Here is a 23606-nt window from a genome sequence, read left to right as displayed (position 1 = left end):
CTCCCCCGACTCCCGCCCCTGGAGGGACCCATGACGACCCCCGCCCCGCACCGCCCCGCGCGCCGCCCCCATCTGTACCGGGCGGCCTCGGACCTGCCGTACTTCAGCGCGGACGGCGAGTCCTACCTCGCGCAGACCACCCTGCGGGAGCTGAGGAAGTCGCGGCCGCTGCGGGTGCTGTCCGAGGAGGACTTCGCCCACTGGCAGACGTACGGCTACGTCGTCGTCCGGGAGGCGGTCCCGGCGGAGGCGGCCCGGCGGCTCCTGGACTTCGCCTGGGACTTCCAGGGGCTCGACCCGGAGCGGCCGGACACCTGGTACGAGGACCGGCCGTTCCGCTCCGAGCTGGACCGGCAGCTGCACGTCTACGGCTTCGTGGAGGCGTACCACCACCAGCTCCTGTGGGACAGCCGCCAGTCGCAGCGGGTGTACGACGCCTTCGTGGACGTGTGGGACTGCGAGGAGCTGTGGGTCACCCAGGACCGGCTCAACCTCAACCCGCCCAACGTCAAGAACCGCGACCGCGCCCTGATCGAGCCCACCGACCGGGGCTTCGACATCGAGCTGCACTGGGACATCGACACCACGCTCGGCGTGCCGCCGCAGCGGGTGCAGGGGATCATCGCGCTCAACGAGACCCGGCCCGAGTCCGGCGGGTTCCAGTGCTGCCCGGAGCTGTTCCGGCGGTTCGAGGAGTGGAAGCCGGGACAGCCCGCCGACCGGGACCCGCTCCGCCCCGCCGTGGACCGGGCCGAGTACCCCGTCGTACGTCCCGACCTGCGCCCCGGCGACCTGCTCATCTGGAACGGGCTCCTCGCCCACGGGGTGGCCCGCAACACCTCGGAGGACCAGGTGCGGGCCGTCCAGTACCTGTCGATGATGCCCGCTCTGGAGGAGCACGAGCGGCTGCGGAGGTCCCGGGTCGACTCCTGGCGGCACCTGCGCACCCCGCGCTGGAACCGCACCCTGGTCGGCGACCCCGTCCGGCACGAGTCCGAGCGCTACCCCACGGCCGTCCTGAACGAGCTGGGCGGCCGGCTGCTCGGGCTCACCTCGTGGAAGGACCGCGACGGGCACGGGAGCAAGGACGGGGAGCCGTCGTGCGCCGCGTCTGCCTGACCCTGCCGACCGACCGGGCCTGCGCCGCGACCCTGCGGGCGGTCGCCGAGGAGGCCGCGTACGGCGCCCGGCACTTCGGCGTCGAGGTGCACCTGCTGGTCCTGGACTCCTCCGGGCCCGCCGCCCTCGCCGCCCACCGGGAGGCGGTGGCCGCGCTGCCGCCGGAACCCGGCGTGGTCGTCCACCACTTCGACGAGGACGAGCAGCGGGACTTCCTGCGCCGGGCGGTCGCCCGGTCCGGGGTCGCCACGCCGGACCGGGTGCTCGACCTGATGCTGCCGTCCGGGGTCTCCTACGGGGCCTGCACCAACCGGGCCTTCCTGATCGCGGAGGCCCTGGGCTGCGCCTCGGTGCACCGCAGGGACTCCGACAGCCGCTACCAGTACCTGGACGGGAAGCCCGTCTTCCCGATCCACCACGAGCTGACGGCGCTGGGGCGGCGGGCCGCCGACGTGGCGGGGGCCGTGTCGCGGAGCAGGCTCGACCCGGCGCTCGCGGACCGGCAGGTGGCGATGGTCGGCGGCTCGTTCGTCGGCGAGATGTCCGTGGACGTGGCGGAGATCCGGGCCCTCGACCCCCTCGTGTACGACGACCTCGTCGGCCTGACGGTCCCGGCCGGGTACCCGGAGGTCTGGCGGCGCAACCTCGTCGACGAGGCGTTCCGGGGTGCCGGGACCGCCGCCTTCACCGGAGACCTCAGCACGCTCACCACCGTCAGCCCGACGCGCGTGGACATGTGCAACGTCGCCTTCGCGCGCGGGGTGTACGGTCGGGTGCCGCTGCCGCCCGCCACCGACACCATCGGCAGCGACTACTTCCTGCTCCACCTGGTGCACGGCGCCCGGCTGCCCGGCGTCCTGCACAACCGGCACATCGTCAACTTCCACACTCCCGAGCGCCGTTCGGACGCGGGCTTCCTCGCGTACCAGCTGCGGCTGACGAAGTTCCTGCTCGCCGTCCCGTACCTCCGGGCCGTGTACGCCGGGGCGGCGGCGGCCGGCGACGGGCTGCTGGACGGCGACGGGCTCCTCCGCACCTCCGGCGTCGCCGCGCTGGTCAGGGGCGGCACGGGGATCGATCCGGTGGAGAACGGCGAGCGGTTCGACGTGGTCGAGCGCTCCTACCGCAAGCTCGGCGGCCGGTACGCGGCCGCCGCCGACGTCCTCGCCGCCCGCCGCAAGCGCCTCCTCGACGAGGCGCGGCGGGACATGGCGGACTTCGCCCTGCTCCTCGACGCCTGGGCTCCCCTGGTCCGCGCGGGCGAGGAGGATTCCCCGTCCACGAAAGGCAGCACCGCATGAGCCGCCGTCCACGGTCCCTCCCCCGGCCCGGGGCGGTGGCCGCCCCGTGACCGCGTACGAACGGGACCTGCCGCGCCCGGCGAAGACCCGTACCGTCACCGTCGCCCACGCGGGCGGCACGGAGCGCCGGGGCCTGGTCACGATGGGCCAGGCCAACATGATCCGGTGCATGGTGCGGGACGAGCCCGAGCACATCAACATCCATGCCGTGTGGCCGGTGCCCGCCGGGACCCGGACGGACGCGGTGATCGACGCGCTGCGCGCCCTGGTCGTGCGGCACGAGGCGCTGCGCACCACGTTCCCGCACGCCGAGGGGACCGTGCCCCGCGAGCAGGTGGTGGCGGCCGAGGGGGAGTTCACGGTCACCGTCCTCGACCACGACGCGCTCCCCCCGGACGCCGAACGGTACGCCGACGCCGTGGCCCGCCGGGCCCGCGTCGAACGCTTCCGGCTCGACCGGGACTTCGGCCTGCGGATCTCCCTCGTCACCGCGGCCGGCGCGCCGGTCTTCGTCGCGCTCGCGGCGAGCCACGCCGTGACGGACGTCAGCGCCCTCGCCGTCCTGGAGGAGGACTGGCTGGCCCTCCTGACCGGCGGACCCCTGCCGCCGCAGGGCGCCTTCACCCCGCTGGAACTCGCCGCCGAGGAGGCGACCCCGGCGGGGCTCCGGAAGTCGGCGGCGTCGCTGCGGTACTGGGAGCGGATCATCCGGACCGGCCCCCAGGCCATGTGCGACGGGCCGGGCGCCGAGGGCACCGAGGCCGACACGCCGGAGGTGACGCTCCGGTCCCTGCGGGGCGCGCGGGCGCTCGCCCGGGTGGCGGAGCGCACCGGCGGGCTGCCGTCCACGGTGCTGCTCACGGCCTGGTGCGCGCTGGTCGCCCACCGGACCGGCCAGGACGTCTGCGTGGCCGCCGTCCCGACCTCCAACCGGTTCCACGGCCGGCTCGCCCGCTCGGTGAACACCGTGTCGCAGGACGCGCTGCTCGCCCTCGACGTCCGGGTGCCGTCCTTCGACGCGCTGCTCGCCAAGGCGTGGGGCGCGGCGCTCGACGCGTACCGGCACAGCCGGTTCGACGCGGTCGCCCTGTGGGAGATGATCGACCGGACGACCTTCGAGCGCGGCAGCCGGTTCGCGCGGGACGTGGTCCTCAACGACGTGAGCGCGCTGTCGGAGGCCGGGGGAACGGAGCCGGACGGCCCCGAGCTCGAACTGGGCCGGGGCCCGTCCCAGGTCCTGCCGACCCGGCTGCTCGCCTTCGTGCACGAGACGGCGCCCCTGCTGCGGATCGGTCTGTGGGCCGACCCCGCGCTGTTCGCCCCGGACGAGGCCGAGGGCTTCCTGACCGGTCTCGTACGGCTCCTGGAGGCGGCCGCCGAGGAGGACGTGCCGCTCGCCTCGCTGACCGGGGTGACGGGGGTCCGTCCGGTGGAGCGCGGCCCGGACTGGATCCGGGTGGACGGCTCCTGGGTCTCGCCGCCGGCCGTGGCGGACGCCCTGGGCGGCGCCCTCGGAGGCGTACCCGTGCACGTCGCGGCGGACGGGTCCGGGGAAGGCCTCACCGCGTTCGTCGCCTCCGACGGCGTCCCTCCGACCCCGGCGGAGGCCCACGCGGCGCTGATGCGCGTCCTCCCGGGCCGTCCCGGGGTCCTCGCCCCCCGCCGGTACGTGATCGTCCAGGGCCCGCCGGAGGAGGCGGACCGGACGGACGCGTGGCTCCGGCGGCACATCCTCACCGAAGGGAACGGCCGGACTCCGGCGGATCCGACATGACGACGAACGACCTGACGACGCACGACGCGCCCGTGGAGCCGGAGCCCGGCCCCCCGCCCAGCCCGTGGCGTTCGAGCCGCTTCCGGCTCTTCTTCACCGCCCGCAGCACCTCGCTGCTCGCCGACGGCATGTTGATGGTCTCGCTGACCACCGCCGTGCTCGGCGCGGGGTACGGAGCCTCCGGCGTGGGGTACGCCCTTGCCGCGTGGATGGCGCCGATCGTCCTCCTGGTGCTCTTCGGCGGCGTCCTCGCCGACCGGTTCACCCCGCAGGTGATGATGGTCGGCGCGGACGTGGTGCGCATGGTGGCCATGCTCGCGCTCGCGGGGCTGCTGGCCCTCGGGGACGTACGGCTGTGGCACGTCATGGCGCTGCTCGCGGTCAGCGGCGCGGCGACCGCGATGTTCCAGCCGGGTCTGGCGAGCCTGGTGCCGCGGGTCGCCGAGGACATCCAGCGGGCCAACGCGCTGTTGCGGATCTCGGAGTCGATCTGCACCCTGCTCGGGCCCGGCCTCGCCGGTCTCCTCGTGGCGTACTGGGACGTGGCCGGCTCCTTCCTGGTGATCGCGGGCTTCTACGCGTGCAGTGCCCTGGGCCTCGCGCCGCTGCGGAGGCTCGGCACGGCCCCGGACGGGACCGACGAGCCGATCTGGCAGCGGCTCGCCACGGGCTGGCACGAGTTCCGGTCCCGTTCCTGGCTGTGGGGCGTCATCGCCGTGTGGGCCGTCTACGGCCTGTTCGTCTTCGGCCCGGCCCTGCCGCTGGGTGCCGCGCTCCTGACCGAGCAGCACGGCGCCGACGGGTACGGCTGGATCGCCTCCGCCGACGGCGCGGGCACGATCGTCGGCGGGCTGCTCGGGATGCGGGTGCGGCCCCGGAGGCCGCTCGTCGCGGGCGCGTGCGCCATGTTCTTCTTCTCCCTCAACCCCCTGGCCCCCGCCCTGGGCTGGTCGTTCGGGCTCACGGCCGCCACGGGCGTCCTGGCGGGCTGCGGATTCGCCTTCTGGGGCGTCATGTGGGCGACGAGCGTGCAGTCGCACATCCCGCTGGCCGTCCTGAGCCGCGTCTCGGCCTACGACGTCGCCGGGTCCATCATGGTCATCCCGGTGGGCCGGGCCCTGGCCGGTCCGGCGGCCGAGTCCGTGGGCGCCGACCGGGTGCTGCTCTTCTCGTCCGTCATGGGCCTGGTGTGCATCGCGGTCATGCTGGCCGTGCCCGCCGTCCGGGCGCTGCGCCGGGCGCCGGAGAAGCCCTCCGGGGCGGACCGGGCGGTCGCGGACGGCTGAGCGGCGGGGTCCCGGCGCCGGACCCCGGGTAAACAGATGTGCGATTGTCATACCCGCGTGATAGTCACTACCTCCACGGGGCGGATGATCACTGACCGCCCCGTTCGTTCGGAACAAGGGGTGGGGACATGGCGTTGCTCCGCGGCTGGGGGCTCACGCTGGGGAAGCGGGCGGGCCGGCCCGTCGCACGGCTGGAGAAGGACTCGGACGACCCCGAGGTGCTCCGTCTGAAGAAGGCCGCCGCCACGGCGGACTGGGCCACCGTGCGGGAGGTGCTCGAAGCGCGTTCCGAGGGCGAAGGCCGGACGGAACTGCTGTGGACCGTCTGCGACACCGCCGGGGTCGAGACGTGGATCACGGATGTGGCCGAGGCCGAGCCGGGGGCGGCGCTGCCCCGCCTCCTGGCGGGCCTCCGCCACGTCAGCTGGGGCTGGGAGGCCCGGACCTCGGCCCGCGCCAAGGACGTCTCGCGGGAGCAGTTCGAGGTCTTCCACGAGCGGCTGCGCACGGCCGAGCGGTGGCTGTACGAGGCGGCCGAGCTCGAACCGGGCTGGGCCTCGCCCTGGTACTGCCTCCAGGTCAGCGGGCGCGGTCTGGAGGTCGGGCCCGAGGTCGCGCGGCGCCGGTTCGAGGCGACCGTGCGGCGCGCGCCGCACCACCTGGGGGCGCACCAGCAGCAGTTGCAGCAGGTCTGCCGGAAGTGGGGCGGTTCGCACGAGGAGATGCACGCCTTCGCCCGCACGTCCGCCCTCGGCGCCCCCGGCGGCACGCAGCTCGGCCAGCTCGTCGCGGTCGCACACGTGGAGGAGTGGCTCTCGCTCGACTCCGGGCCCGACGCCACCTACATCGGGCGGCCCGAGGTGGCCGCGTCCCTGAACGAGGCCGCGGACCACTCGTACCGGCACCCGGACTTCGTCCGCCGGGACGGCTGGCTCCAGGTGCTCAACAGCTTCGCCATGGCCTTCTCGCTGGCCGGGCAGCGCGAGGCCGCCCGGGAGTGCTTCCGGGCCGGTGAGGGGCGGGTCACCGAGTTCCCTTGGTCCTACCTGAACGACTCCGACCCCGTCGCGGCCTACCGCGAGTGGCGCTCGGCGGCCGGCCGCTGAACCGGCGGGGCGACCGAGTCCCGTACCGGAGCCGTCCGTACCGGCCCTCCGTCCGTACCCGACCGGCGTCCGTACCTGACCGGCGGCGGTACCGGGCAGGCGTCGGGCTCCACCGCCCCCGCCCCCTCCGCATCCCCTCCTTCCCCGTTCCTCCCGTCCGTCGTCGCGGGCGCGTTCACCGAAAGACTTCACCGGGTGTCTCCTTCCGAGTCAGCGCACACCTTCCAGGTCGACCTGCGCGGTCTGGTCGACCTGCTCTCCCACCACCTCTACTCCAGCCCCCGCGTCTACCTGCGCGAGCTGCTCCAGAACGCCGTGGACGCCATCACGGCCCGGCAGGCGCTCGACCCCGGCGCGCCCGGCGCCATCACGGTGCGCACCGGTGACGTCCTCACCGTCACGGACACCGGCGTCGGTCTGGCCGAGGCCGACGTGCACCGGTTCCTCGCCACCATCGGGCGCAGCTCCAAGCGGACCGCCGACGGCGCCCTGGACGGCGCCGGACTCGACGCCACGCGCGGGGAGTTCATCGGCCAGTTCGGCATCGGCCTGCTCGCCTGCTTCGTCGTGGCCGACGAGATCACGGTGGTCAGCCGGTCCGCGGCGGACCCGGCGGCGCCCGCCGTCGAGTGGCGCGGCCACTCCGACGGCCGCTACACCATCCGCACCCTGTCCGCCTCCGAGGTGCCCGAGCCGGGCACCACCGTCCGGCTCGTGCCGCGCGCCGACAACGCCGAGTGGACGAGCCCCGAGGAGGTCGTCCGGCTCGCCCGGCACTACGGCGGGCTGCTGCGGCACGAGGTCACCGTCGTCGACGCGCGGGGCGAGGAGCACCGGATCGACGAGGCGCCGCCGTGGGAGCGGAGCCACCGCTCCCCGCTGGCGCGCCGCGAGGCCCTCACCGCGTACTGCCGCGACCTGTTCGACTTCACCCCGCTCGACAGCATCGAGCTCGACCTGCCGGCGGCCGGTCTGCGCGGCGTCGCGTACGTGCTGCCGACGGCCGTCAGCCCGGCGCAGCGCGCGGGGCACCGGGTGCACCTCAAGGGCATGCTGCTCACCGACAAGGCGCCCGAACTCCTCCCGGAGTGGGCGTTCTTCGTGCGCTGCGTGGTGGACACCACCAGCCTGCGGCCCACCGCGTCGCGCGAGTCGCTGTACGAGGACGGCACCCTTTCCGCCGTACGGGACGCCCTCGGCGACCGGATCCGCGACTGGCTCACCGGGCTCGCCGCCAGCGACCCGGCGCTCCTGCACCGCTTCATCGACACCCACCACCTGGCGGTCAAGGCGCTCGCCCGCTACGACGACGAGCTGCTGCGGGTCGTGCTGCCGTGGCTGCCGTTCGAGACCACCGACGGCAACGTGACCCTGGAGGAGTTCGTACGGACGCACCCGACGGTCCTGGTCACCCGGAGCGTCGAGGAGTTCCGCCAGGTCGCCCCCATCGCGGCGGCCGCCGGGCTCGGCGTCGTCAACGGCGGCTACACGTACGACCGGGACCTGGTGCACCGGCTGCCCGAGATCCGGCCGGGCACGTCCGTCACGGACCTGGACCCGGCCACGGTCACCGCGCACCTGGACGCCGTGGACCCGACCGCCGAGCTGCGGGCGGCGGGCTTCCTCGCGGTCGCCCGGGAGACCATCGGCGTCCACGACTGCGACGTCGTCCTGCGCGACTTCCAGCCGGTGACCGCGCCCGCGCTGCTCCTCGACAACCGGGAGGCGCGCCACGAGCGGACCCGGGCGGGCCTGGCCGCCGACAGCGACGGCCTGTGGGCCGACATCCTCGGCTCGCTGCGCCACGAGACCCCGCGCGCCCAGCTCGTCCTCAACCACCTCAACCCGCTGGTCCGCCAGGCGATCACGATCACCGAGCGCGGGCTCGCCGTGACGACCGCCGAGGCCCTCTACGGACAGGCGCTGCTGCTCAGCCGCCGTCCGCTGCGGGCGAGCGAGAGCGCCCTGCTCAACCGGGCCTTCATCGGCCTGCTGACCCACGCCATGCACCGTCCGGACGCGGCGGCACCCGGCTCCGAGCCCCGGAAGAAACTGTAGATGCTGGACACGCCCGAGGCCGTCGTCGAGGCGCTGCGCGAGAACCACGAGCGCCCCCACGGCACGCAGCGGACCGTCACCGCGGAGGAGCTGGTCGAGGCCGCCGAGGTCTTCGACAAGCCCGACACCCTCGTCACGGCCCTCCTGGAGCTGATGACGGCGTACGAGTTCACCGGCGAGCAGCGCAAGTCCCCCGTGGCCTTCGCCCGGCTGCTCAAGCTGTGGGACACCGCTCCGGAGTCCTTCAGCCCGTGGGAGGCCCACCAGGTCTTCTGGCGCTTCAAGTGGGTGACGACGTCCCTGCTCCAGGTGCCGGAGGTGCCCCTCGACACCGTGCGGGGCTGGATCGACCGGATGCGGGAGCGGTACGAGGAGGCCGGGCACGGCATGCAGCCGGTGGCGGCGATGCGCCACCACGTGGCCGCCCACATCGGCACCGGCGTCGACGACGCCTACGACCTGTGGGTCACCCGGCCCCGTACCGAACTGAGCGACTGCGAGGCCTGCGAGACCCGGCACCGCGCCGGGTACGAGGTGGCGGCGGGCGACGACGCCGCGGCCCTCGACGCCTGGCGGCCCGTCCTGGCCGGCGAGCAGAGCTGCAGCGAGGAGCCGCAGACGAGCCAGGCCCGCGCCCTGCTGCCGCTGCTGCGCCTGGGCCGCACGGACGAGGCCCGCTCCCACCACCTGACCGGCTACCGGCGGGTGCGGGGCAACACCGGCATGCAGCACGAGGTCGGCCTGCACCTGGAGTTCTGCGCGCTCTCGCGCAACGAGGGCCGGGGTCTCGAAGTCCTCGCGGAGAACCGTCCGCTGTTCGAGGCGACCGGCGCGCCCCTCGACCGCCTGGGCTTCCTGACCGGCGTGGAGGTGCTGCTCGCCCGGCTGGTGGAGGACGGGCACGGGGAGACGCCCGTCGCCGGTCCGCCGGGACGGAACTGGACCGCCGGTGAACTCCTCGGCCACGTCCGCGGCGAGGCGGACCGGCTCGCCGCCGCCTTCGACGCGCGCAACGGCACCACCGCCGTCGGGGACCGGCGCCGCGAGCGCCTGGCCCGGCGTCCGCTGCTCGACGCGCCGCTGCCGCTCGGGCTGCGGACGGCCGCCGCGCCCCGCACCCCCGCGGGCGCGGCCCCGGCGGTCCCCGCCGCCGCGGCTGCCGGGGCGCCCGAGGTGCCGGAGGACTTCGCCGCCCTGGTGGCCGAGGCGCGGCACCTGGCCCGTCTCGGGCACCCGGGCGCCGACAGGCTCTGGACCCGGATCTCCGAGCGGCTCGCGGACGGTTCGGCCGCGCACGACGACCGGCTCGGCCCGGAGGAGCTGCTGCGGGCCGAGCTGGCCGAGGAGCGCGCGTACCGGCTCAAGCAGAAGGACGGGGACGCGGAGGAGAGCGGCGCCGGGCTGGAGACGGCGGCCGGACTCTACGAGGAGCTCGGGATGCCGTGGCAGGCCCTCGCCGCCCGGGCCCGCGCCCTCGCCTGGACGACCGGCGAGGACGACGCCGACGCCGGGCGCGACGAGGCGGTCCGGGTCCGGCTCGGCCGGATGCTGGGCGAGGCCGAACGCCTGAAGGACGAGGCCCCGCTGACCGGTGAGAAGCCCGGCGACGGCGAGACCGCGCTCGGCGCCGACGCGGCGGCGGACCGCGTCCTGTCCTACCTCACCGTCCTGTACGCCGGGGCCTACGCCGCCTATCAGGAGACGATGCGGCGGGAACCGGAGGAGCCCGGTCCCGCGCCGGAGCGGTTCGAGGAGGCGGTGGGGGCGCTGCGCGCCGAGGCGGAGCGCCTGGGCGTCCCCCACCAGGTGGCCAACGCGCGCCAGTTCCTCGCGGACGTGGCCGGCCGCCGGGGCGACCTCGCCCTCGCCGAGTCGGAGCTGCGCGCGGCCCTGGTGGACGTCGAGGCCTCGGAGCGGCCCTGGCGGGGCTCGCGCCCGCGCGCCCTGCTCGCCCAGGTCGTGCTGGCCCGGCAGGAGCCAGCGGAGGCGGCGGAGCTGCTGCACCGGGCGATCGCGGACGCGGTGCGGTACGGCGAGGAGGACTTCCCGCTGGCCCCGACGTACTCCCTGCTCGGCCACGCGTCCTCGCACCTCGGGGACCACACCGGGGCCGTGCGCCACCTCTCCGAGGCGGCCGCGCGGTTCGACCGGGAGGGGGAGCATCCGGAGGCCGCCGACGTACGGATGCAGCTGGCCGGCGTCCTGACGGAGGCGGGGCGGCAGGCGGACGCCGTGGCGGTCCTGGAGTCGCTGCTGTCCGAGGAGTCGGCCGCCGCCCTCGACGAGCGGATGGTGGCCCAGATCCGGCTGTCCCTGGCGCGCGGGCTGCGGGAGCTGGAGGAGTACCTGCCGTCGGCCGAGGAGTTCCTGCGGCTCGCGGGCACGGTGGCCGGGTGGGAGGAGGACGCCCCGATCCGCACCCTGGTGACGGCGGACACGGCGGTCGCGCTGGCCCTCGCCGACCGGTGGGAGGCTGCGGAGGCCGCGTACGAGCGGGCTCTCGCCGCGCACGCCGAGGCGCCGAACCCGCCCATGATCGTGCGGATGGCGCGCGAGTTCGCGCGTCTCACGACGGCGGCCCGGGGGGACGAGGGCGTGGAGGCGGCGCTCGCGCACCTGGCGCGGGCCGACGGGGTCCTGGACGGCGTGCCGGCGGACGCCGCCGAGGGCTTCGCCGTCTGGTACGAGCGGGGCGAGGTGCACTACCGCAGGTCCCACGTCCTGGCGGAGGCGCAGCGCTTCGAGGAGGCCCTGGCCGAGGCGGAGGCTGCGATCGGCGTCCACGAGGAGGGCGGGGAGCACGGCGAGCTGCCGAGGGCCGAGGCGGTGCGGTTCGCCGCCCTGGTCGAGGGGAACGGGCTCGGCCGCACCGACGAGGCGATCGCCCGGCTGACGACGGCGGCGGCGCGCTGCCGGAACGCGGGCCGTCCGGAGGCCGCGCAGATCCTCACCGCCCTGCGGGAGGAGTACCTGGCCCGGCCCCGGGGCTGAGCGCCCGGGGCCGGGTGGGGGTGGACGGGCGGCCGCCGGGTCGCCCGTCCACCGTCCTGCGGGGTGACCGGCCTACCGGGTCACCTCCCTACCGGGTCACCGTCCACTTCTGGTTGGCGGTGCCCCCGCAGGTCCAGATCTGGAGCCGGGTGCCGTTGGCCGAGCTGTTGCCGGTGGCGTCCATGCACTTGTTCGCGCGCGGGTTCACCACGTCCCGGGCGTCGTTGGCGACCCAGCGCTGGGCCTCCGTGCCGTTGCAGTCCCACAGTTGGAGGGGCGTTCCGTCGGCGGTGCCGGCGGAGGTGACGTCGAGGCACTTGCCGAGCGCGCGGAGGGTGCCGTCCGTGCCGACGGTCCAGCGCTGGGCGGCGGTCCCGTTGCAGTCGTAGAGCTGGACGGGGGTGCCGTTCGCGGTGTTCGCGGCGGCCACGTCGACGCACTTGCCGCCGATGCCGGTGATCGGTCCGCCGCCGGTGGGGGCGTCGGAGGTGGTGACGCGGACGTGGTCGACGACGAGCTGCCCCGGGAAGGGGGTCGAGCCGTCCGGGTCGCCGGGCCAGTAGCCGCCGACCGCGAGGTTGAGGATCAGGAAGAAGGGCTTGTCGAAGACCCAGGTCCGGCCGCCGAGGTCGGCGGGCGTACGGGTCTGGTAGACGTTGCCGTCCACGGACCAGGTGATGCGGCCCGGCGACCAGTCGACGGCGAAGGTGTGGAAGGCGTCGGCGAAGGCCTGCCCGCCGGGCAGGGTGTAGCCGGCGCCGATGCCGCCGGAGCCGGAGTAGCCGGGGCCGTGCAGGGTGCCGTGGACGGTGGAGGGTTCGAAGCCGACGTTCTCCATGACGTCGATCTCGCCCGAGTTCGGCCAGCCGACCTGGCCGAGGTCGTGGCCGAGCATCCAGAACGCGGGCCACATGCCCTGGCCGCGCGGCACCTTCATGCGGGCCTCGACGCGGCCGTACTGGGCGGTGAACTTCCCGGCGGTGTTGAGCCGCGCCGAGGTGTACTCGCACCGCCCGTACCAGCACTGGTAGTTGCCCGGGTTCTCCTTGCGGGCGGTGATGACCAGGTGGCCCTGGCCGTCGAGCGCGGCGTTGCGGTTGCCGGCCGTGTAGTACTGCCGCTCGTGGTTGCTGACGTTGTCGCCGGTCTCGATCTGCCACTTGGAGCCGTCCACGGCGGCGCCCGCGGGGCCGTCGAAGTCGTCGGAGAAGGTGACGGCGGCCGCTCCGGCGGCGGGGGCGGCCTCCCCTGCGAGGGTGGTTCCCCCGGTGGGGCCGGCCGAGGCCGCCGGGCCGAGCGCCGCGACGGCGAGGGCCAGGGCGAGGGCGGACAGGGCGGAGGACAGCGTGCGCCGTCGTGCGCGGGAGGAGGTCATGGCTCTCTCTTCCGTCGGGTGGGGGGACGGCGCCGTGGACGCACGCCGCAGCTGCATGTCAGGTACATGACATACAGAGGGGCGGACCGCTTCGCCGCCCACCTGATTTAAGAAGTGAAGGAAGGGGGCGTCAAGAGGTGCGACCGTGCGGGCCGCCGGGACTCCGTACGATTCCCCTCGTTGCCACTCGTACTTCCGAAGGAGATCCCCATGGCCCAGGTCACGCTGAAGGGCAGCCCGGTACAGGTCAACGGCGTCCTGCCGGTTCCCGGCAGCCAGGCTCCCGACTTCACGCTCGTCGCCGAGGGTCTCGCCGACAAGTCGCTCAAGGACTTCGCCGGTGTGCGCAAGGTCCTCAACATCTTCCCGAGCGTCGACACCCCGACGTGCGCCTCCTCCGTTCGCGCCTTCAACAAGAAGGCCGGCGAGCTGGAGAACACCGTGGTGCTCTGCATCTCCGCCGACCTGCCCTTCGCGCAGGCGCGCTTCTGCGGCGCCGAGGGCCTGGAGAACGTCAAGAACCTCTCGACGCTCCGCGGCCGCGAGTTCCACACAAACTACGGCGTGGAGATCGCGGACGGGCCGCTGGCCGGCCTGACCGCCCGCGCGGTCGTCGTCCTCGACGAGAACGACAAGGTCCTGCACGCGCAGCTCGTGGACGAGATCGCGGACGAGCCCGGCTACGACGAGGCGCTCGCCGCCCTGAAGTAGTCCCCGACGGCTCCGGAGCGGGAGCCGTCGCCCCGGAAGGGGCCGTCACCGAACCACCGGTGACGGCCCCTTCCCCGTGTGCTCACCCCGCCGAGCACTCCGGGCACAGCCCCCGGTACGTCACGTCGGCCTTCTCCACGGCGAAGCCGAAGCGCTCCTCCGCCGGGAGGACGGCCAGCGGGTCGCCCGCCGGGCGGACGTCCCGGATGAGCCCGCAGCCGGAGCAGACCAGGTGCTGGTGCGCCTGGTGCGCGTTCGGGTCGTAGCGCTTGGCGCGTCCGTCCGTGGAGAACTCCACGACCTCCCCCAGGGCGACGAGCTCGCCGAGGGTGTTGTAGACCGTCGCCCGCGCGATCTCCGGCAGCCGCTCGACGGCGCGCGCGTGCACCTCGTCCGCCGTGAGGTGCACATGGTCTCCGGCCAGGACCTCCGCGACCACGCGCCGCTGGGACGTCATCCGCCAGCCTCGGGACCTCAGCCGTTCCAGCAGGTCGCTCATGTCGGTTCACCTCTTCGGCTCGGACGCGGGGCCCGTGGTGTCCGGTGTGCGGCCGGTGCTCCTCGGACAGGGTTTGGCATTGTTCTTGACTTGGACAAGGTCCATTGTAGGATCGATTTCGTTGATGGCCAAGGGACAGGAAGACCTCAGCGCGGCGGGAGTCCGACACGTGACGGCTCTCCGGGCACGACCCGGCCGCTCCGATCACACTTCCTGAGCACTGTTGTCCGCCAGGTCCGGAAGGATTCCGATGTCTGAGAACCGCGTGCCCGAGAACGAAGCGCCCGAGAACCACGACGCGATCGTCGTGGACGCGAAGCTGGACGAAGCCGGAGGCGGTTGCCCGGTCGCGCACGGCCGCGCCGCCCACCCGACCCAGGGCGGCGGGAACAACCAGTGGTGGCCGAACCGGCTGAACCTGAAGATCCTGGCCAAGAACCCCGCCGTGGCCAACCCCCTGGGCGAGGACTTCGACTACGCCGAGGCGTTCAAGAGCCTCGACCTGGCGGCCGTGAAGCGCGACATAGCCGAGGTCCTCACCACCTCCCAGGACTGGTGGCCCGCCGACTTCGGCCACTACGGCCCCCTCATGGTCCGGATGGCGTGGCACAGCGCGGGCACGTACCGCATCAGCGACGGCCGCGGCGGCGCCGGCGCCGGCCAGCAGCGCTTCGCGCCGCTCAACAGCTGGCCGGACAACGTCAACCTGGACAAGGCCCGCCGTCTGCTGTGGCCGGTCAAGAAGAAGTACGGCCAGAACCTCTCCTGGGCCGACCTCCTGGTCCTCACCGGCAACGTGGCCCTGGAGACGATGGGCTTCGAGACCTTCGGCTTCGCCGGCGGCCGCGCGGACGTGTGGGAGCCCGACGAGGACGTCTACTGGGGCCCCGAGACCGCCTGGCTGGACGACAAGCGCTACACGGGCGACCGCGAGCTGGAGGAGCCCCTCGGCGCGGTCCAGATGGGCCTCATCTACGTCAACCCCGAAGGCCCGAACGGCAACCCGGACCCGGTCGCGGCGGCCCGCGACATCCGGGAGACCTTCCGCCGGATGGCGATGAACGACGAGGAGACGGTCGCGCTCATCGCGGGCGGCCACACCTTCGGCAAGGCCCACGGCGCCGGCCCGTCCGAGAGCGTCGGCGACGACCCCGAGGCCGCGCCGATCGAGGCGCAGGGCCTCGGCTGGGCGAACTCCCACGGCACCGGCAAGGGTGGCGACACGATCACCAGCGGTCTGGAGGTCACCTGGACCACCACCCCCGCGCAGTGGGGCAACGACTTCTTCAAGCACCTCTTCGAGTACGACTACGAGCTCTCCAAGAGCCCGGCCGGCGCCCACCAGTGGGTGGCGAAGGACGCCGAGGCGATCATCCCCGACGCGCACGACCCGTCGAAGAAGCACCTCCCGACGATGCTCACCACCGACCTGTCGCTGCGCTTCGACCCGGCGTACGAGCAGATCTCGCGACGCTTCTACGAGAACCCGGACCAGTTCGCGGACGCCTTCGCCCGCGCCTGGTACAAGCTGACGCACCGTGACCTGGGTCCGGTCTCGCGCTACCTCGGCCCGGAGGTGCCCTCCGAGGTGCTGCTGTGGCAGGACCCGCTGCCGGAGCGCGAGGGCGAGCTCCTGGACGCCTCGGACGTCGCCTCCCTCAAGGAGCGGATCCTCGCCTCGGACCTGACCGTCGCGCAGCTGGTCTCCGCGGCCTGGGCCGCGGCCTCCTCCTTCCGCGGCAGCGACAAGCGCGGCGGCGCCAACGGCGGTCGCATCCGCCTGGAGCCCCAGCGCAACTGGGAGGTCAACAACCCGGACGAGCTGGCGCAGGTCCTCCGCGCCCTCGAAGGTGTCAAGGCCGCCTTCGACGCCGAGGGCGGCAAGAAGGTCTCGATCGCCGACCTGGTCGTGCTCGCGGGCTCCGCGGCGGTCGAGAAGGCCGCCAAGGACGCGGGCTTCGACGTCGAGGTGCCGTTCACGCCGGGCCGGGTGGACGCGAGCCAGGAGCAGACGGACGTCGAGTCCTTCGCCGCCCTGGAGCCGAAGGCCGACGGCTTCCGCAACTACCTCGGCAAGGGCAGCCGGCTTCCGGCGGAGTTCCTCCTCGTCGACCGGGCCAACCTGCTGAACCTGAGCGCCCCCGAACTGACCGTCCTCGTCGGCGGCCTGCGCGTCCTGGGTGCCAACCACCAGGGTTCGAAGCACGGCGTCCTGACCACGGCCCCGGGCACCCTGACGAACGACTTCTTCGTCAACCTGCTCGACCTGAACACGGTCTGGCGGCCGGTGGCCGGGGACGCGGACCTCTTCGAGGCCCACGACGCCGCGACGGGCACGGTCACGTGGACGGGCACCCGCGCCGACCTCGTCTTCGGCTCCAACAGCGAACTGCGCGCACTGGCCGAGGTCTACGCGAGCGACGACGCGAAGGAGAAGTTCGTGAAGGACTTCGTCGCCGCGTGGGACAAGGTGATGAACCTGGACCGGTTCGACCTCGTCTGATCCCCCTCGCCCCGCGACCGGACGGCACCGCCCGTCGTCCGGCCGCGGCGCTCCCGGCCCGGACGGCTCCCCCGCCGCCCGGGCCGGCCCCGTTCCCGGACTCCGCCCCCTCGACTCCGCGGCCCCGGTGTCAGCGGCCGAGGGCCTTCTTGAGCTCCTGCTTGTTCATGGACGAGCGGCCGTCGATCCCGCGCTTCTTCGCCTCCGCGTAGAGCTGGTCCTTCGTCGGCCCCTGGGAGCCGCTGTGCGAGCGCTCGCCGCCGCGCTGCGAGGCGGACTTCCTGTCCTGCGTGGAGGTCCTGCTCGCGGTGGCGGACTCTCCGGAGCGGGCCCGTTCCTTGTTCACGGTGCGCGCGGCGATCTCCTTCGCCCGCTTCTCGGAGGCGCCGCGCTTCTCGGCACCCTCCTTGATGTGCTCGTACTGGCGCTCGCGCTTCGCGTTCGATCCTGCCGGCATCGCGTTTCCCTCTCTGCGGGGTTCCATGAATCGCGGCCCGTCCGGCCGCCCGTGCCCGTCCGGTTACCCGGCGGCCGGTGCCTCACTCGGCACCGCTCCCATCCCACGCGACATCCCCCGGACCCGCGATCGGACCGCGACCGAACGAGGAGCGTCACGCTCTTGCCGAGAACACGAGGAGTGGTCGAGAACACGAAAAGCGGCGGAAAGGCCGGGCGGATCAGTCGAAATAGGATTGCAGTGTGCCGCGCCGCCGGACGTCGAGCGTGGCGCAGTGGAACGATCCGCCGAACGGCGCGTAGTGCAGCAGGTCGCACGGGATCGGCTCGAATCCCCATTCCTCCAGCGCGCGCAGCATGCCGGTGTGGTGGCGCTCCGCGATCACGCGTTTCTCGTCGATCATGAGGACGTTCATGCTCAGCCATGTGCCGCACATCGAGGTGGCTCTGAGCAGGGGGTCCCTGATCGGGTCGGGCGCGGGAGCGATCAGGACGTCCCACGAGCGCAGCATGTCCGGCAGCCGGTCGACGTCGATGTAATCCGGATTGACCATGACCTTTCCGGGCGCCAGCGGTACGAAGGTGGTGTCGATGTGCATCGGGGTACGGCAACGGCTCTCGATCTCGTGGACGCGGTACTCCGGACCGAGGTGGCGGCGCAGCCATTCGATGCCCATGAGGTTGGTGACGTTGCTCCGCGTGACGAACAGGTCGCGTCCGGCCCGCGCGAAGTCGGCCGCGTCGAAGACCGGCTCGAACTCGGTGAGGATGTGGCGCATGGGTTCGCTGGCCTCGGGGATCCGGAATTCCGGATCGAAGAGCTCGTCGGTGAGCTGCGGCTTCGGCGCGGCCGTCCAGCGGGCGCCCCTGCGGAAGTACTCCTTGAGGAGCGAGCGGTAGGAGTGGGTCTCGAAATACCGGCACGGCCACGCCATGGGCGTCTCGATGATCTCGTCGCCGACCACCAGCATGCTGTCGCGCGGGCACGTGTTGCAGAAACCCCGTGAGGACCAGTCGGGTGTGCCGAAGCGCCTCTTGTGGTCGACCGCGTCGGGACGCGTCACGGTGACGCCGAGGGACCGCAGGAGACCGACGAACCGGTCGAGTTCCTGCTGGGCTCGCTCCACCAGGATGCGCGGATAGCGGAAACCGCCGGCCAGGCCCTGCAACCGGGCCGCCCACGGCGGGATGTTGCAGGCGACGACCGGATGGTCGGAGGGGATCGTCGCACCGTCGAGGCGTCCGACGACGACCTCTTCCAGCGGATCCCATTCGTTGTGCGTGCTGACCGGCGAGACGGGTGGATCCGCGGCCCCGCTCGTCACCGGTGTGTACGGCGCCGGCATCAGGGGCCGCCCGTCGCGGCGGGGGAAGGCTCACGCCCGACCGGCGGACGACGACACCGGAAGAGGACGGGACCACGCAACGCGTTCACGGCTTGCCGCTCCCTCTTGTTCTCGCGCTTGCATGCGCTCTTGCTGTTTCTCCTGCTCCTGCGGAGATCCGGGCTCTTTACGCACTGTAACCGGCCCGTGATCGCTTGTCCTGCGGCGGGACGATGCGGCGATGCTCCTACCGGGCCACCGGTCCCGAGGAGCGGCGGCCGGAGGCGATGCCGGTCGCCGCCCCGACGCGGGGTACAAAGGTCCGTATGCGAGAGCACGAGGAGACCGCACCGGCCCAGGACGACATCGAGGCCGTCACGCGTGCCGTACTGACGGCGTCGCGGCTGCTGGTCGCGGTCTCGGCCCGGTCGCTCGCGACGGTCGAGGAGAACATCACGCTGCCCCAGTTCCGGATGCTCGTGGTGCTGTCCACCCGCGGCCCGTCGAAACTGGTGGCGCTGGCCGACCACCTGGGCGTCCAGCCCTCCACCGCCATGCGGATGGTGGACCGCCTGATCGCCTCGGGCCTGACCAGCCGCCGGACCAACCCGGAGAACCGCCGCGAGACGGTGCTGAGCCTGACCGAAGAGGGCTCCCGCGTCGTCGCGGACGTGACGGCCCGCCGACGCGCGGAGATCACGGCCGTCCTGCGCCGCCTCGACCCCGCTCGGCGCGACGCCCTCGTGGACGCGCTCGACGCCTTCAACGCCGCGGGGCAGGAGCCGGCCTGCGGGGCGGAGGACGTCCTCCATCCCCTGGGGTGGCTCGACCCCGCGGACGAGACCCGGTAGGACCGCCCCCGGCGACGACTCCCTCGTACAGGAGGACACGCCCCCGGCGGCACCGGGAAGCCTCTCACCCGGTTGCGCCCCCAGCCCCACCTTTGGACTATGCAATGGTTCACCTTTGACGGGTCATTCCTGCCCACCGGGCGCCGTCGGACCGAAGTCGTCGGCGCCCCGCCCAGCGACCGTGCCAGGAGAACCGCCGCATGCGTCACACACCCCAGCGCCCCGGCCCGCCCACCGGTTGGCGACGGCGGCTCCTCCGCCTGCCGATCCACCTCTTCCGCGCCGGCCTGGGCCCGCTGTTCGGCGGCCGGCTGCTGCTCCTCATCCACACCGGACGGAAATCCGGCCGGTCGCAGGAGGTGGTCCTGGAGGTGGTCGCCCGCGACCCGGCCCGGGCGACCTGGACCATCGCCTCCGGCTTCGGACCGGACGCGCAGTGGTACCGCAACCTCCGCCGCACGCCCCAGGCCACGATCCAGCCCGGACGCCGCTACCGTGCGGTGACGGCACGCTTCCCCACGCCCGAGGAAGGCGGCGGGATCATGGTCGAGTACGCGCGTCGGCACCCCCGGGCGGCACGGACGCTCTGCCGCTTCATGGGCTTCCCCGTCGACGGGAGCACCGCCGCCTACCGCGCCGCCGGCGAGCGGATTCCGTTCGTACGGCTGGAGGCCGACGACCGGTACTGACGGTTCCGCCCCCGGGGGAACGGCGGCACCGCGCGGGCCCGGCCGCGCGATCACACCGCCCGTACGGCCTCCAGTCCGTGCCGTCCGACCCGGGTCGGGTCCGGGCGCCTCAAACGTCGGCCCGACCGACGATGCAATAACGTTCAGGTCGCGAACTTGGCACAGGGCAAAGGTGTTACGTCGTCGTTACGTTCAGGTGATTCACCTCGATATCGACGGCTTCGCCCGACCGGCGGCGAGAAGTATGCCGGTCCCCGCCTCCTGACGAGCAGGTCGACATAGCACAGGACCTCCGGTTCCCGGAACCTCTCGGTACCAGGAAGTTCTCCGCCCCGCTGGGTACTTTCGGCGCCCATGCCCCCTGCTCACGCGGCCCCGGGTCATCCCCGGGACGGACCGCCGACCCCGCCGCCCGGGACACCACCCCGGTCGGCCGATGACCCCCTCTCCCCGAACCACTTTCCCAACCCCCATCGAAAGGAACGGACATGACCGCGTCCCTCTCCCGCAGACGCCTCCTGACCCGGGGTGCCCTCCTCGGCGGACTGCTCGCCGTTCCCGGACTCACCACGGCGTGCAGCCGGACGGAGGCCGGCACCGGAGCCACGGCCGGCGACGGGGACCTGCTGGCGAGACTGCGCGAGCAGGGCCACGTCCGCGTCGGCTTCGCCGGCGAGGCCCCGTACGGCTTCCAGGACGGCGGCGAACTCGCCGGCGAGGCGCCCACGCTCCACCGGGAGGTCTTCACCGCCCTGGGGGTCCCCGAACTGCGCCCCACCCTGACCGAGTTCGGCTCGCTGATCCCCGGCCTGCTCGCCGGACGGTTCGACGTGGTGAGCGCGGGCATGGCCATCACGCCCGAACGCTGCGCCAAGGTGCTCTTCTCCGAGCCGGAGTTCGTCTCCCCCACCGCCCTCATGGTCCGCAAGGGCAACCCCGAGGGAGTGAGCGACCTGAAGTCGTGCGCGGCGAAGGGCGCCACCGTCGGCGTCCTCACCGCCGCCGTCGAGGCCTCCTACGCGAAGTCGGCCGGGGTGCGGGAGGGTTCCGTGACGACGCTGGCCAAGCAGCAGGACGGTCTGGACGCCCTGCTCGCGGGCCGGATCGACGCCTTCGCCCTCACCGGGATATCGCTCCGCTGGCTCGCGCGCACCAACCAGGGTGCCGCGGTGGAGGTCCTGGAGCCGTTCGTGCCCGTGGTCGACGGGGTGGAGCAGCACAGTCCGGGCGGCGCGGTCTTCCGGCAGGGCGCCACGACGCTGCGCGACGCGTTCGACGAGGAGCTCGCCAAGATCACCGGCGATCCGGCGCGGTACGTGCGGCTCATCGGGAAGTACGGCTTCACCGAGCGCGAGGTGCCGCCCCGCACCCTGCGCACCACCGACCTGTGCGCGGGGTGACGGGTCCCCGGCATGGCTGACTTCCTCCCCGAGCTCGGCCGGGCGCTGCCCTCGATCGGCGAAGGCCTCCTGACCACCCTGGAGGCCACGGTCCTCGGCGCGGCGCTCGCGCTCGTCCTCGCCTTCGCCCTGGGCCTGGCCTCCCGGTCCCGCCGTCTCGTCGTGCGCGGCGCCGTCCGCGTCGTCGTCGAGTTCCTGCGGGGCACCTCTCTCTACGTCCAGCTCTTCTGGCTGTTCTTCGCCCTGCCGATGCTCGGTTTCCGGCTGGAACCGATGGCCTGCGGCGTCCTCGCCTTCGGCCTGAACTACGGGGCGTACGGCGCCGAAGTGGTCCGGGGGGCGGTCGCGGCGGTGCCCGCCGCCCAGAGCGAGGCCGCGATCGCCCTGGGGATGGGCCCGGGGCTGCGCCTGCGGCGGGTCGTGCTGCCCCAGGCGTACGTCCTGATGATCCCGCCCTTCAAGAACCTGCTCGTCCAACTGCTGAAGTCGACCCCGCTGCTGTCCCTGGTCACCGTCGCCGACCTCACCTTCCGGATCGACCAGCTGCGTTCGGCCACCGGCGGCACCGCGGCCGCCTACCTGCTGCTCCTGCTGCTCTACTTCGGCATCGCGGCCCTCCTGGGAGCGGGGATGAACGCGCTGGAGCGCACGGCGAAGGAACGGCTGGGCCAGGAAGGAGGCAAGGCCTGATGTGGGACATGGACGCGGCGCGCGCCGCGCTCCCCGTCGTGCTGAGCGGATTCGGCGTCACGCTCCTGGCCACCGTGCTCGGCTTCGCGGTCGCGGTGACCGGCGGTCTCGTGATCGCCCTGCTCCAGCGGGCCGGCACGCGCTGGATCACCCTGCCCGTGCGGTACCTCGCCGCCTTCGTACGCTCGACCCCCGTCATGGTGCAGCTGTTCACCGCCTGGGTGCTGGTCCGGGAGCTGAACGCGCTCACGATCGGCGTCCTGGTCCTGGGCCTGCACTACGCGACGTACCTCTCCGAGGTGTACCGGGCCGGCATCGACGCCGTGCCCAGGGGCCAGTGGGAGGCGTGCACCGCGCTCTCGCTGCCGCGCCGCCGGGTGTGGCGGGCGGTCGTGCTGCCCCAGGCGGTGCGCAACGTGCTCCCGGCCCTCGGCAACTACGGGGTCTCCATGTTCAAGGAGACCCCGTTCCTGTCCGTCATCACCGTGAACGAGATGGTCCGCGAGGCGAGCACCTTCGGCAGTACGCACTTCGCCTATCTGGAGAGCTTCACCCTGGCCGCCGTCGTCTTCCTGCTCGCGAGCTGGCCGACGTCGGTGCTGGTACGACGACTGGAGGCACGCCTTGCCCACTGACAGCCCCCTCGGGAAGAGCCTGCCCGGGGCTCCCGACAAGATCCGCTTCGACCGGGTGACGAAGCGTTTCGGCGAGCACACCGTCCTCGACGGCCTCGACCTCGCGGTCGCTCCCGGCGAGCGCGTGACGCTGATCGGTCCGAGCGGCTCCGGCAAGACCACCATCCTGCGGCTGCTCATGACCCTGGAGCGGGTCACGGACGGCGTCATCCACGTGGACGGGCAGCCCTTCTCCCACATGCCGGCCGGCCCGGGCGGGGCGCTCGTCCCGGCGAACGAGCGTCATCTGGCACCGCGCCGCAGACGCATCGGCATGGTGTTCCAGCAGTTCGACCTCTTCCCCCACATGAGCGTGCTGGCGAACGTCATGGAGGCGCCGCTGCACGTCCTGGGCCTGGACAGGGACGAGGCCGCCCGGCGTGCGCGCGACCTCCTGGGACTCGTCGGACTCGCGGACAAGGCCGGCTCCCACCCCACCCGGCTCTCCGGCGGCCAGCAGCAGCGCGTCGCCATCGCACGGGCCCTGGCGATGCGCCCCGAGATCCTGCTCCTGGACGAGGTGACGTCCGCCCTCGACCCGGAGCTGGTGGCGGAGGTCCTCGACGTCCTGCGGGGCGTCGCCCGGAGCACCGACATCACCATGCTCTGCGTCACCCACGAGATGGGCTTCGCCCGGGACGTCTCCGACCGGATCCTGATGTTCGACCACGGCCGCGTACTCGAGTCGGGGCCGCCGGGCGAGCTGCTCGACGCCCCCGGGCACGAGCGGACCCGGGCCTTCCTGCGGACCGTCCGCTGACCGGACTTCGACCGTGCCAGCCTCGAACTCTTCGCCGG

The 23606-nt window shown here is 73.3% G+C and carries 19 protein-coding genes; 15 read left to right on the top strand and 4 right to left on the bottom strand.

Annotation, left to right across the window (positions count from 1 at the left end):
* Positions 1 to 30 precede the first annotated feature (30 nt).
* The 7 genes from CP977_RS31385 to CP977_RS35275 all read left to right on the top strand — a co-directional run bounded on the left by CP977_RS31385 (position 31) and on the right by CP977_RS35275 (position 11635).
* Positions 31 to 1119: a phytanoyl-CoA dioxygenase family protein gene (locus CP977_RS31385; RefSeq protein ID WP_062759915.1), complete on the top strand. Its 1089-nt coding sequence runs from the start codon at positions 31 to 33 to the stop codon at positions 1117 to 1119.
* Positions 1101 to 2420: a DUF6271 family protein gene (locus CP977_RS31380; RefSeq protein WP_152371280.1), complete on the top strand. Its 1320-nt coding sequence runs from the start codon at positions 1101 to 1103 to the stop codon at positions 2418 to 2420. Before CP977_RS31385 ends, CP977_RS31380 begins: the two co-directional genes overlap by 19 nt.
* Positions 2421 to 2466: 46 nt before the next feature.
* Positions 2467 to 4194, top strand: a complete 1728-nt coding sequence (locus tag CP977_RS31375) for a condensation domain-containing protein (protein ID WP_244412639.1) — start codon at positions 2467 to 2469, stop codon at positions 4192 to 4194.
* Positions 4191 to 5480: an MFS transporter gene (locus tag CP977_RS31370; RefSeq protein WP_152371279.1), complete on the top strand. Its 1290-nt coding sequence runs from the start codon at positions 4191 to 4193 to the stop codon at positions 5478 to 5480. The genes CP977_RS31375 and CP977_RS31370 overlap by 4 nt, the downstream gene beginning before the upstream one ends.
* A 128-nt stretch (positions 5481 to 5608) precedes the next feature.
* Positions 5609 to 6586, top strand: coding sequence for a hypothetical protein (locus tag CP977_RS31365; protein WP_236072259.1), 978 nt, complete (start codon positions 5609 to 5611; stop codon positions 6584 to 6586).
* Between the two features lie 195 nt (positions 6587 to 6781).
* Positions 6782 to 8644, top strand: coding sequence for an HSP90 family protein (locus CP977_RS31360; RefSeq protein ID WP_152371278.1), 1863 nt, complete (start codon positions 6782 to 6784; stop codon positions 8642 to 8644).
* Positions 8645 to 11635, top strand: coding sequence for a tetratricopeptide repeat protein (locus CP977_RS35275; RefSeq protein ID WP_152371277.1), 2991 nt, complete (start codon positions 8645 to 8647; stop codon positions 11633 to 11635).
* 88 nt (positions 11636 to 11723) lie between these two features.
* On the opposite strand, the gene CP977_RS31350 is transcribed toward CP977_RS35275, so the two are convergent.
* Positions 11724 to 13010 carry a glycoside hydrolase family 16 protein gene (locus CP977_RS31350; protein WP_062759911.1) on the bottom strand — a complete coding sequence of 429 codons (1287 nt, stop codon included), beginning with the start codon at positions 13008 to 13010 and terminating at the stop codon, positions 11724 to 11726.
* Between the two features lie 210 nt (positions 13011 to 13220).
* Here CP977_RS31350 and tpx point away from each other — a divergent pair, with 210 nt between their 5' ends.
* The gene (gene tpx, locus CP977_RS31345) at positions 13221 to 13721 is read left to right on the top strand and encodes a thiol peroxidase (protein WP_062759910.1); all 501 of its coding nucleotides are present in this window, start codon (positions 13221 to 13223) and stop codon (positions 13719 to 13721) included.
* An 82-nt stretch (positions 13722 to 13803) separates the two neighbouring features.
* Here tpx and CP977_RS31340 read toward each other — a convergent pair whose 3' ends face one another.
* Positions 13804 to 14220: a Fur family transcriptional regulator gene (locus tag CP977_RS31340; protein WP_152371276.1), complete on the bottom strand. Its 417-nt coding sequence runs from the start codon at positions 14218 to 14220 to the stop codon at positions 13804 to 13806.
* 250 nt (positions 14221 to 14470) lie between these two features.
* On the opposite strand from CP977_RS31340, the gene katG reads away from it, so the two are divergent.
* Positions 14471 to 16723: a catalase/peroxidase HPI gene (gene katG / locus CP977_RS31335; RefSeq protein ID WP_062759908.1), complete on the top strand. Its 2253-nt coding sequence runs from the start codon at positions 14471 to 14473 to the stop codon at positions 16721 to 16723.
* Positions 16724 to 16853: 130 nt separating this feature from the next.
* Here the strand turns inward: katG and CP977_RS31330 are convergent, their stop codons facing one another.
* Positions 16854 to 17180: a plasmid stabilization protein gene (locus CP977_RS31330; RefSeq protein ID WP_152371275.1), complete on the bottom strand. Its 327-nt coding sequence runs from the start codon at positions 17178 to 17180 to the stop codon at positions 16854 to 16856.
* A gap of 220 nt (positions 17181 to 17400) precedes the next feature.
* On the bottom strand, positions 17401 to 18525 hold the full coding sequence (locus CP977_RS31325) for an amidinotransferase (RefSeq protein WP_152371274.1): 1125 nt from the start codon (positions 18523 to 18525) through the stop codon (positions 17401 to 17403).
* Between the two features lie 305 nt (positions 18526 to 18830).
* Between CP977_RS31325 and CP977_RS31320 the strand changes: the two genes are divergently transcribed.
* The 6 genes from CP977_RS31320 (at position 18831) to ehuA (ending at position 23568) form a co-directional block, all read left to right on the top strand.
* Entirely contained in the window at positions 18831 to 19355 is a 525-nt protein-coding gene (locus tag CP977_RS31320) for a MarR family winged helix-turn-helix transcriptional regulator (protein ID WP_062759905.1), read from the top strand.
* 200 nt (positions 19356 to 19555) lie between these two features.
* The gene (locus CP977_RS31315) at positions 19556 to 20044 is read left to right on the top strand and encodes a nitroreductase family deazaflavin-dependent oxidoreductase (RefSeq protein WP_152371273.1); all 489 of its coding nucleotides are present in this window, start codon (positions 19556 to 19558) and stop codon (positions 20042 to 20044) included.
* A 488-nt stretch (positions 20045 to 20532) separates the two neighbouring features.
* On the top strand, positions 20533 to 21444 hold the full coding sequence (gene ehuB, locus CP977_RS31310) for an ectoine/hydroxyectoine ABC transporter substrate-binding protein EhuB (protein ID WP_152371272.1): 912 nt from the start codon (positions 20533 to 20535) through the stop codon (positions 21442 to 21444).
* A gap of 12 nt (positions 21445 to 21456) precedes the next feature.
* On the top strand, positions 21457 to 22134 hold the full coding sequence (gene ehuC, locus CP977_RS31305) for an ectoine/hydroxyectoine ABC transporter permease subunit EhuC (RefSeq protein ID WP_152371271.1): 678 nt from the start codon (positions 21457 to 21459) through the stop codon (positions 22132 to 22134).
* Positions 22134 to 22769 (top strand): ectoine/hydroxyectoine ABC transporter permease subunit EhuD, encoded by a 636-nt coding sequence (gene ehuD, locus CP977_RS31300; RefSeq protein ID WP_152371270.1) that lies wholly within the window; start codon positions 22134 to 22136, stop codon positions 22767 to 22769. The genes ehuC and ehuD overlap by 1 nt, the downstream gene beginning before the upstream one ends.
* On the top strand, positions 22759 to 23568 hold the full coding sequence (ehuA, locus tag CP977_RS31295) for an ectoine/hydroxyectoine ABC transporter ATP-binding protein EhuA (protein WP_152371269.1): 810 nt from the start codon (positions 22759 to 22761) through the stop codon (positions 23566 to 23568). Before ehuD ends, ehuA begins: the two co-directional genes overlap by 11 nt.
* Positions 23569 to 23606: the final 38 nt, after the last annotated feature.

It is taken from the genome of Streptomyces cinereoruber (genome assembly GCF_009299385.1).
GTDB lineage: Bacteria > Actinomycetota > Actinomycetes > Streptomycetales > Streptomycetaceae > Streptomyces > Streptomyces bikiniensis.
This window is presented reverse-complemented; position numbering and strand designations above follow the sequence as displayed.

What these genes read in the sequence shown, in the direction of transcription:
- CP977_RS31385 (WP_062759915.1), top strand. Translation starts at nt 31, where the DNA reads ATGACGACCCCCGCCCCGCACCGCCCCGCGCGCCGCCCCCATCTGTAC.
- CP977_RS31370 (WP_152371279.1), top strand. Translation starts at nt 4,191, where the DNA reads ATGACGACGAACGACCTGACGACGCACGACGCGCCCGTGGAGCCGGAG.
- CP977_RS31365 (WP_236072259.1), top strand. Translation starts at nt 5,609, where the DNA reads ATGGCGTTGCTCCGCGGCTGGGGGCTCACGCTGGGGAAGCGGGCGGGC.
- CP977_RS35275 (WP_152371277.1), top strand. Translation starts at nt 8,645, where the DNA reads ATGCTGGACACGCCCGAGGCCGTCGTCGAGGCGCTGCGCGAGAACCAC.
- CP977_RS31350 (WP_062759911.1), bottom strand. Translation starts at nt 13,010, where the DNA reads ATGACCTCCTCCCGCGCACGACGGCGCACGCTGTCCTCCGCCCTGTCC.
- tpx (WP_062759910.1), top strand. Translation starts at nt 13,221, where the DNA reads ATGGCCCAGGTCACGCTGAAGGGCAGCCCGGTACAGGTCAACGGCGTC.
- CP977_RS31340 (WP_152371276.1), bottom strand. Translation starts at nt 14,220, where the DNA reads ATGAGCGACCTGCTGGAACGGCTGAGGTCCCGAGGCTGGCGGATGACG.
- katG (WP_062759908.1), top strand. Translation starts at nt 14,471, where the DNA reads ATGTCTGAGAACCGCGTGCCCGAGAACGAAGCGCCCGAGAACCACGAC.
- CP977_RS31330 (WP_152371275.1), bottom strand. Translation starts at nt 17,180, where the DNA reads ATGCCGGCAGGATCGAACGCGAAGCGCGAGCGCCAGTACGAGCACATC.
- CP977_RS31325 (WP_152371274.1), bottom strand. Translation starts at nt 18,525, where the DNA reads ATGCCGGCGCCGTACACACCGGTGACGAGCGGGGCCGCGGATCCACCC.
- CP977_RS31320 (WP_062759905.1), top strand. Translation starts at nt 18,831, where the DNA reads ATGCGAGAGCACGAGGAGACCGCACCGGCCCAGGACGACATCGAGGCC.
- CP977_RS31315 (WP_152371273.1), top strand. Translation starts at nt 19,556, where the DNA reads ATGCGTCACACACCCCAGCGCCCCGGCCCGCCCACCGGTTGGCGACGG.
- ehuB (WP_152371272.1), top strand. Translation starts at nt 20,533, where the DNA reads ATGACCGCGTCCCTCTCCCGCAGACGCCTCCTGACCCGGGGTGCCCTC.
- ehuC (WP_152371271.1), top strand. Translation starts at nt 21,457, where the DNA reads ATGGCTGACTTCCTCCCCGAGCTCGGCCGGGCGCTGCCCTCGATCGGC.
- ehuD (WP_152371270.1), top strand. Translation starts at nt 22,134, where the DNA reads ATGTGGGACATGGACGCGGCGCGCGCCGCGCTCCCCGTCGTGCTGAGC.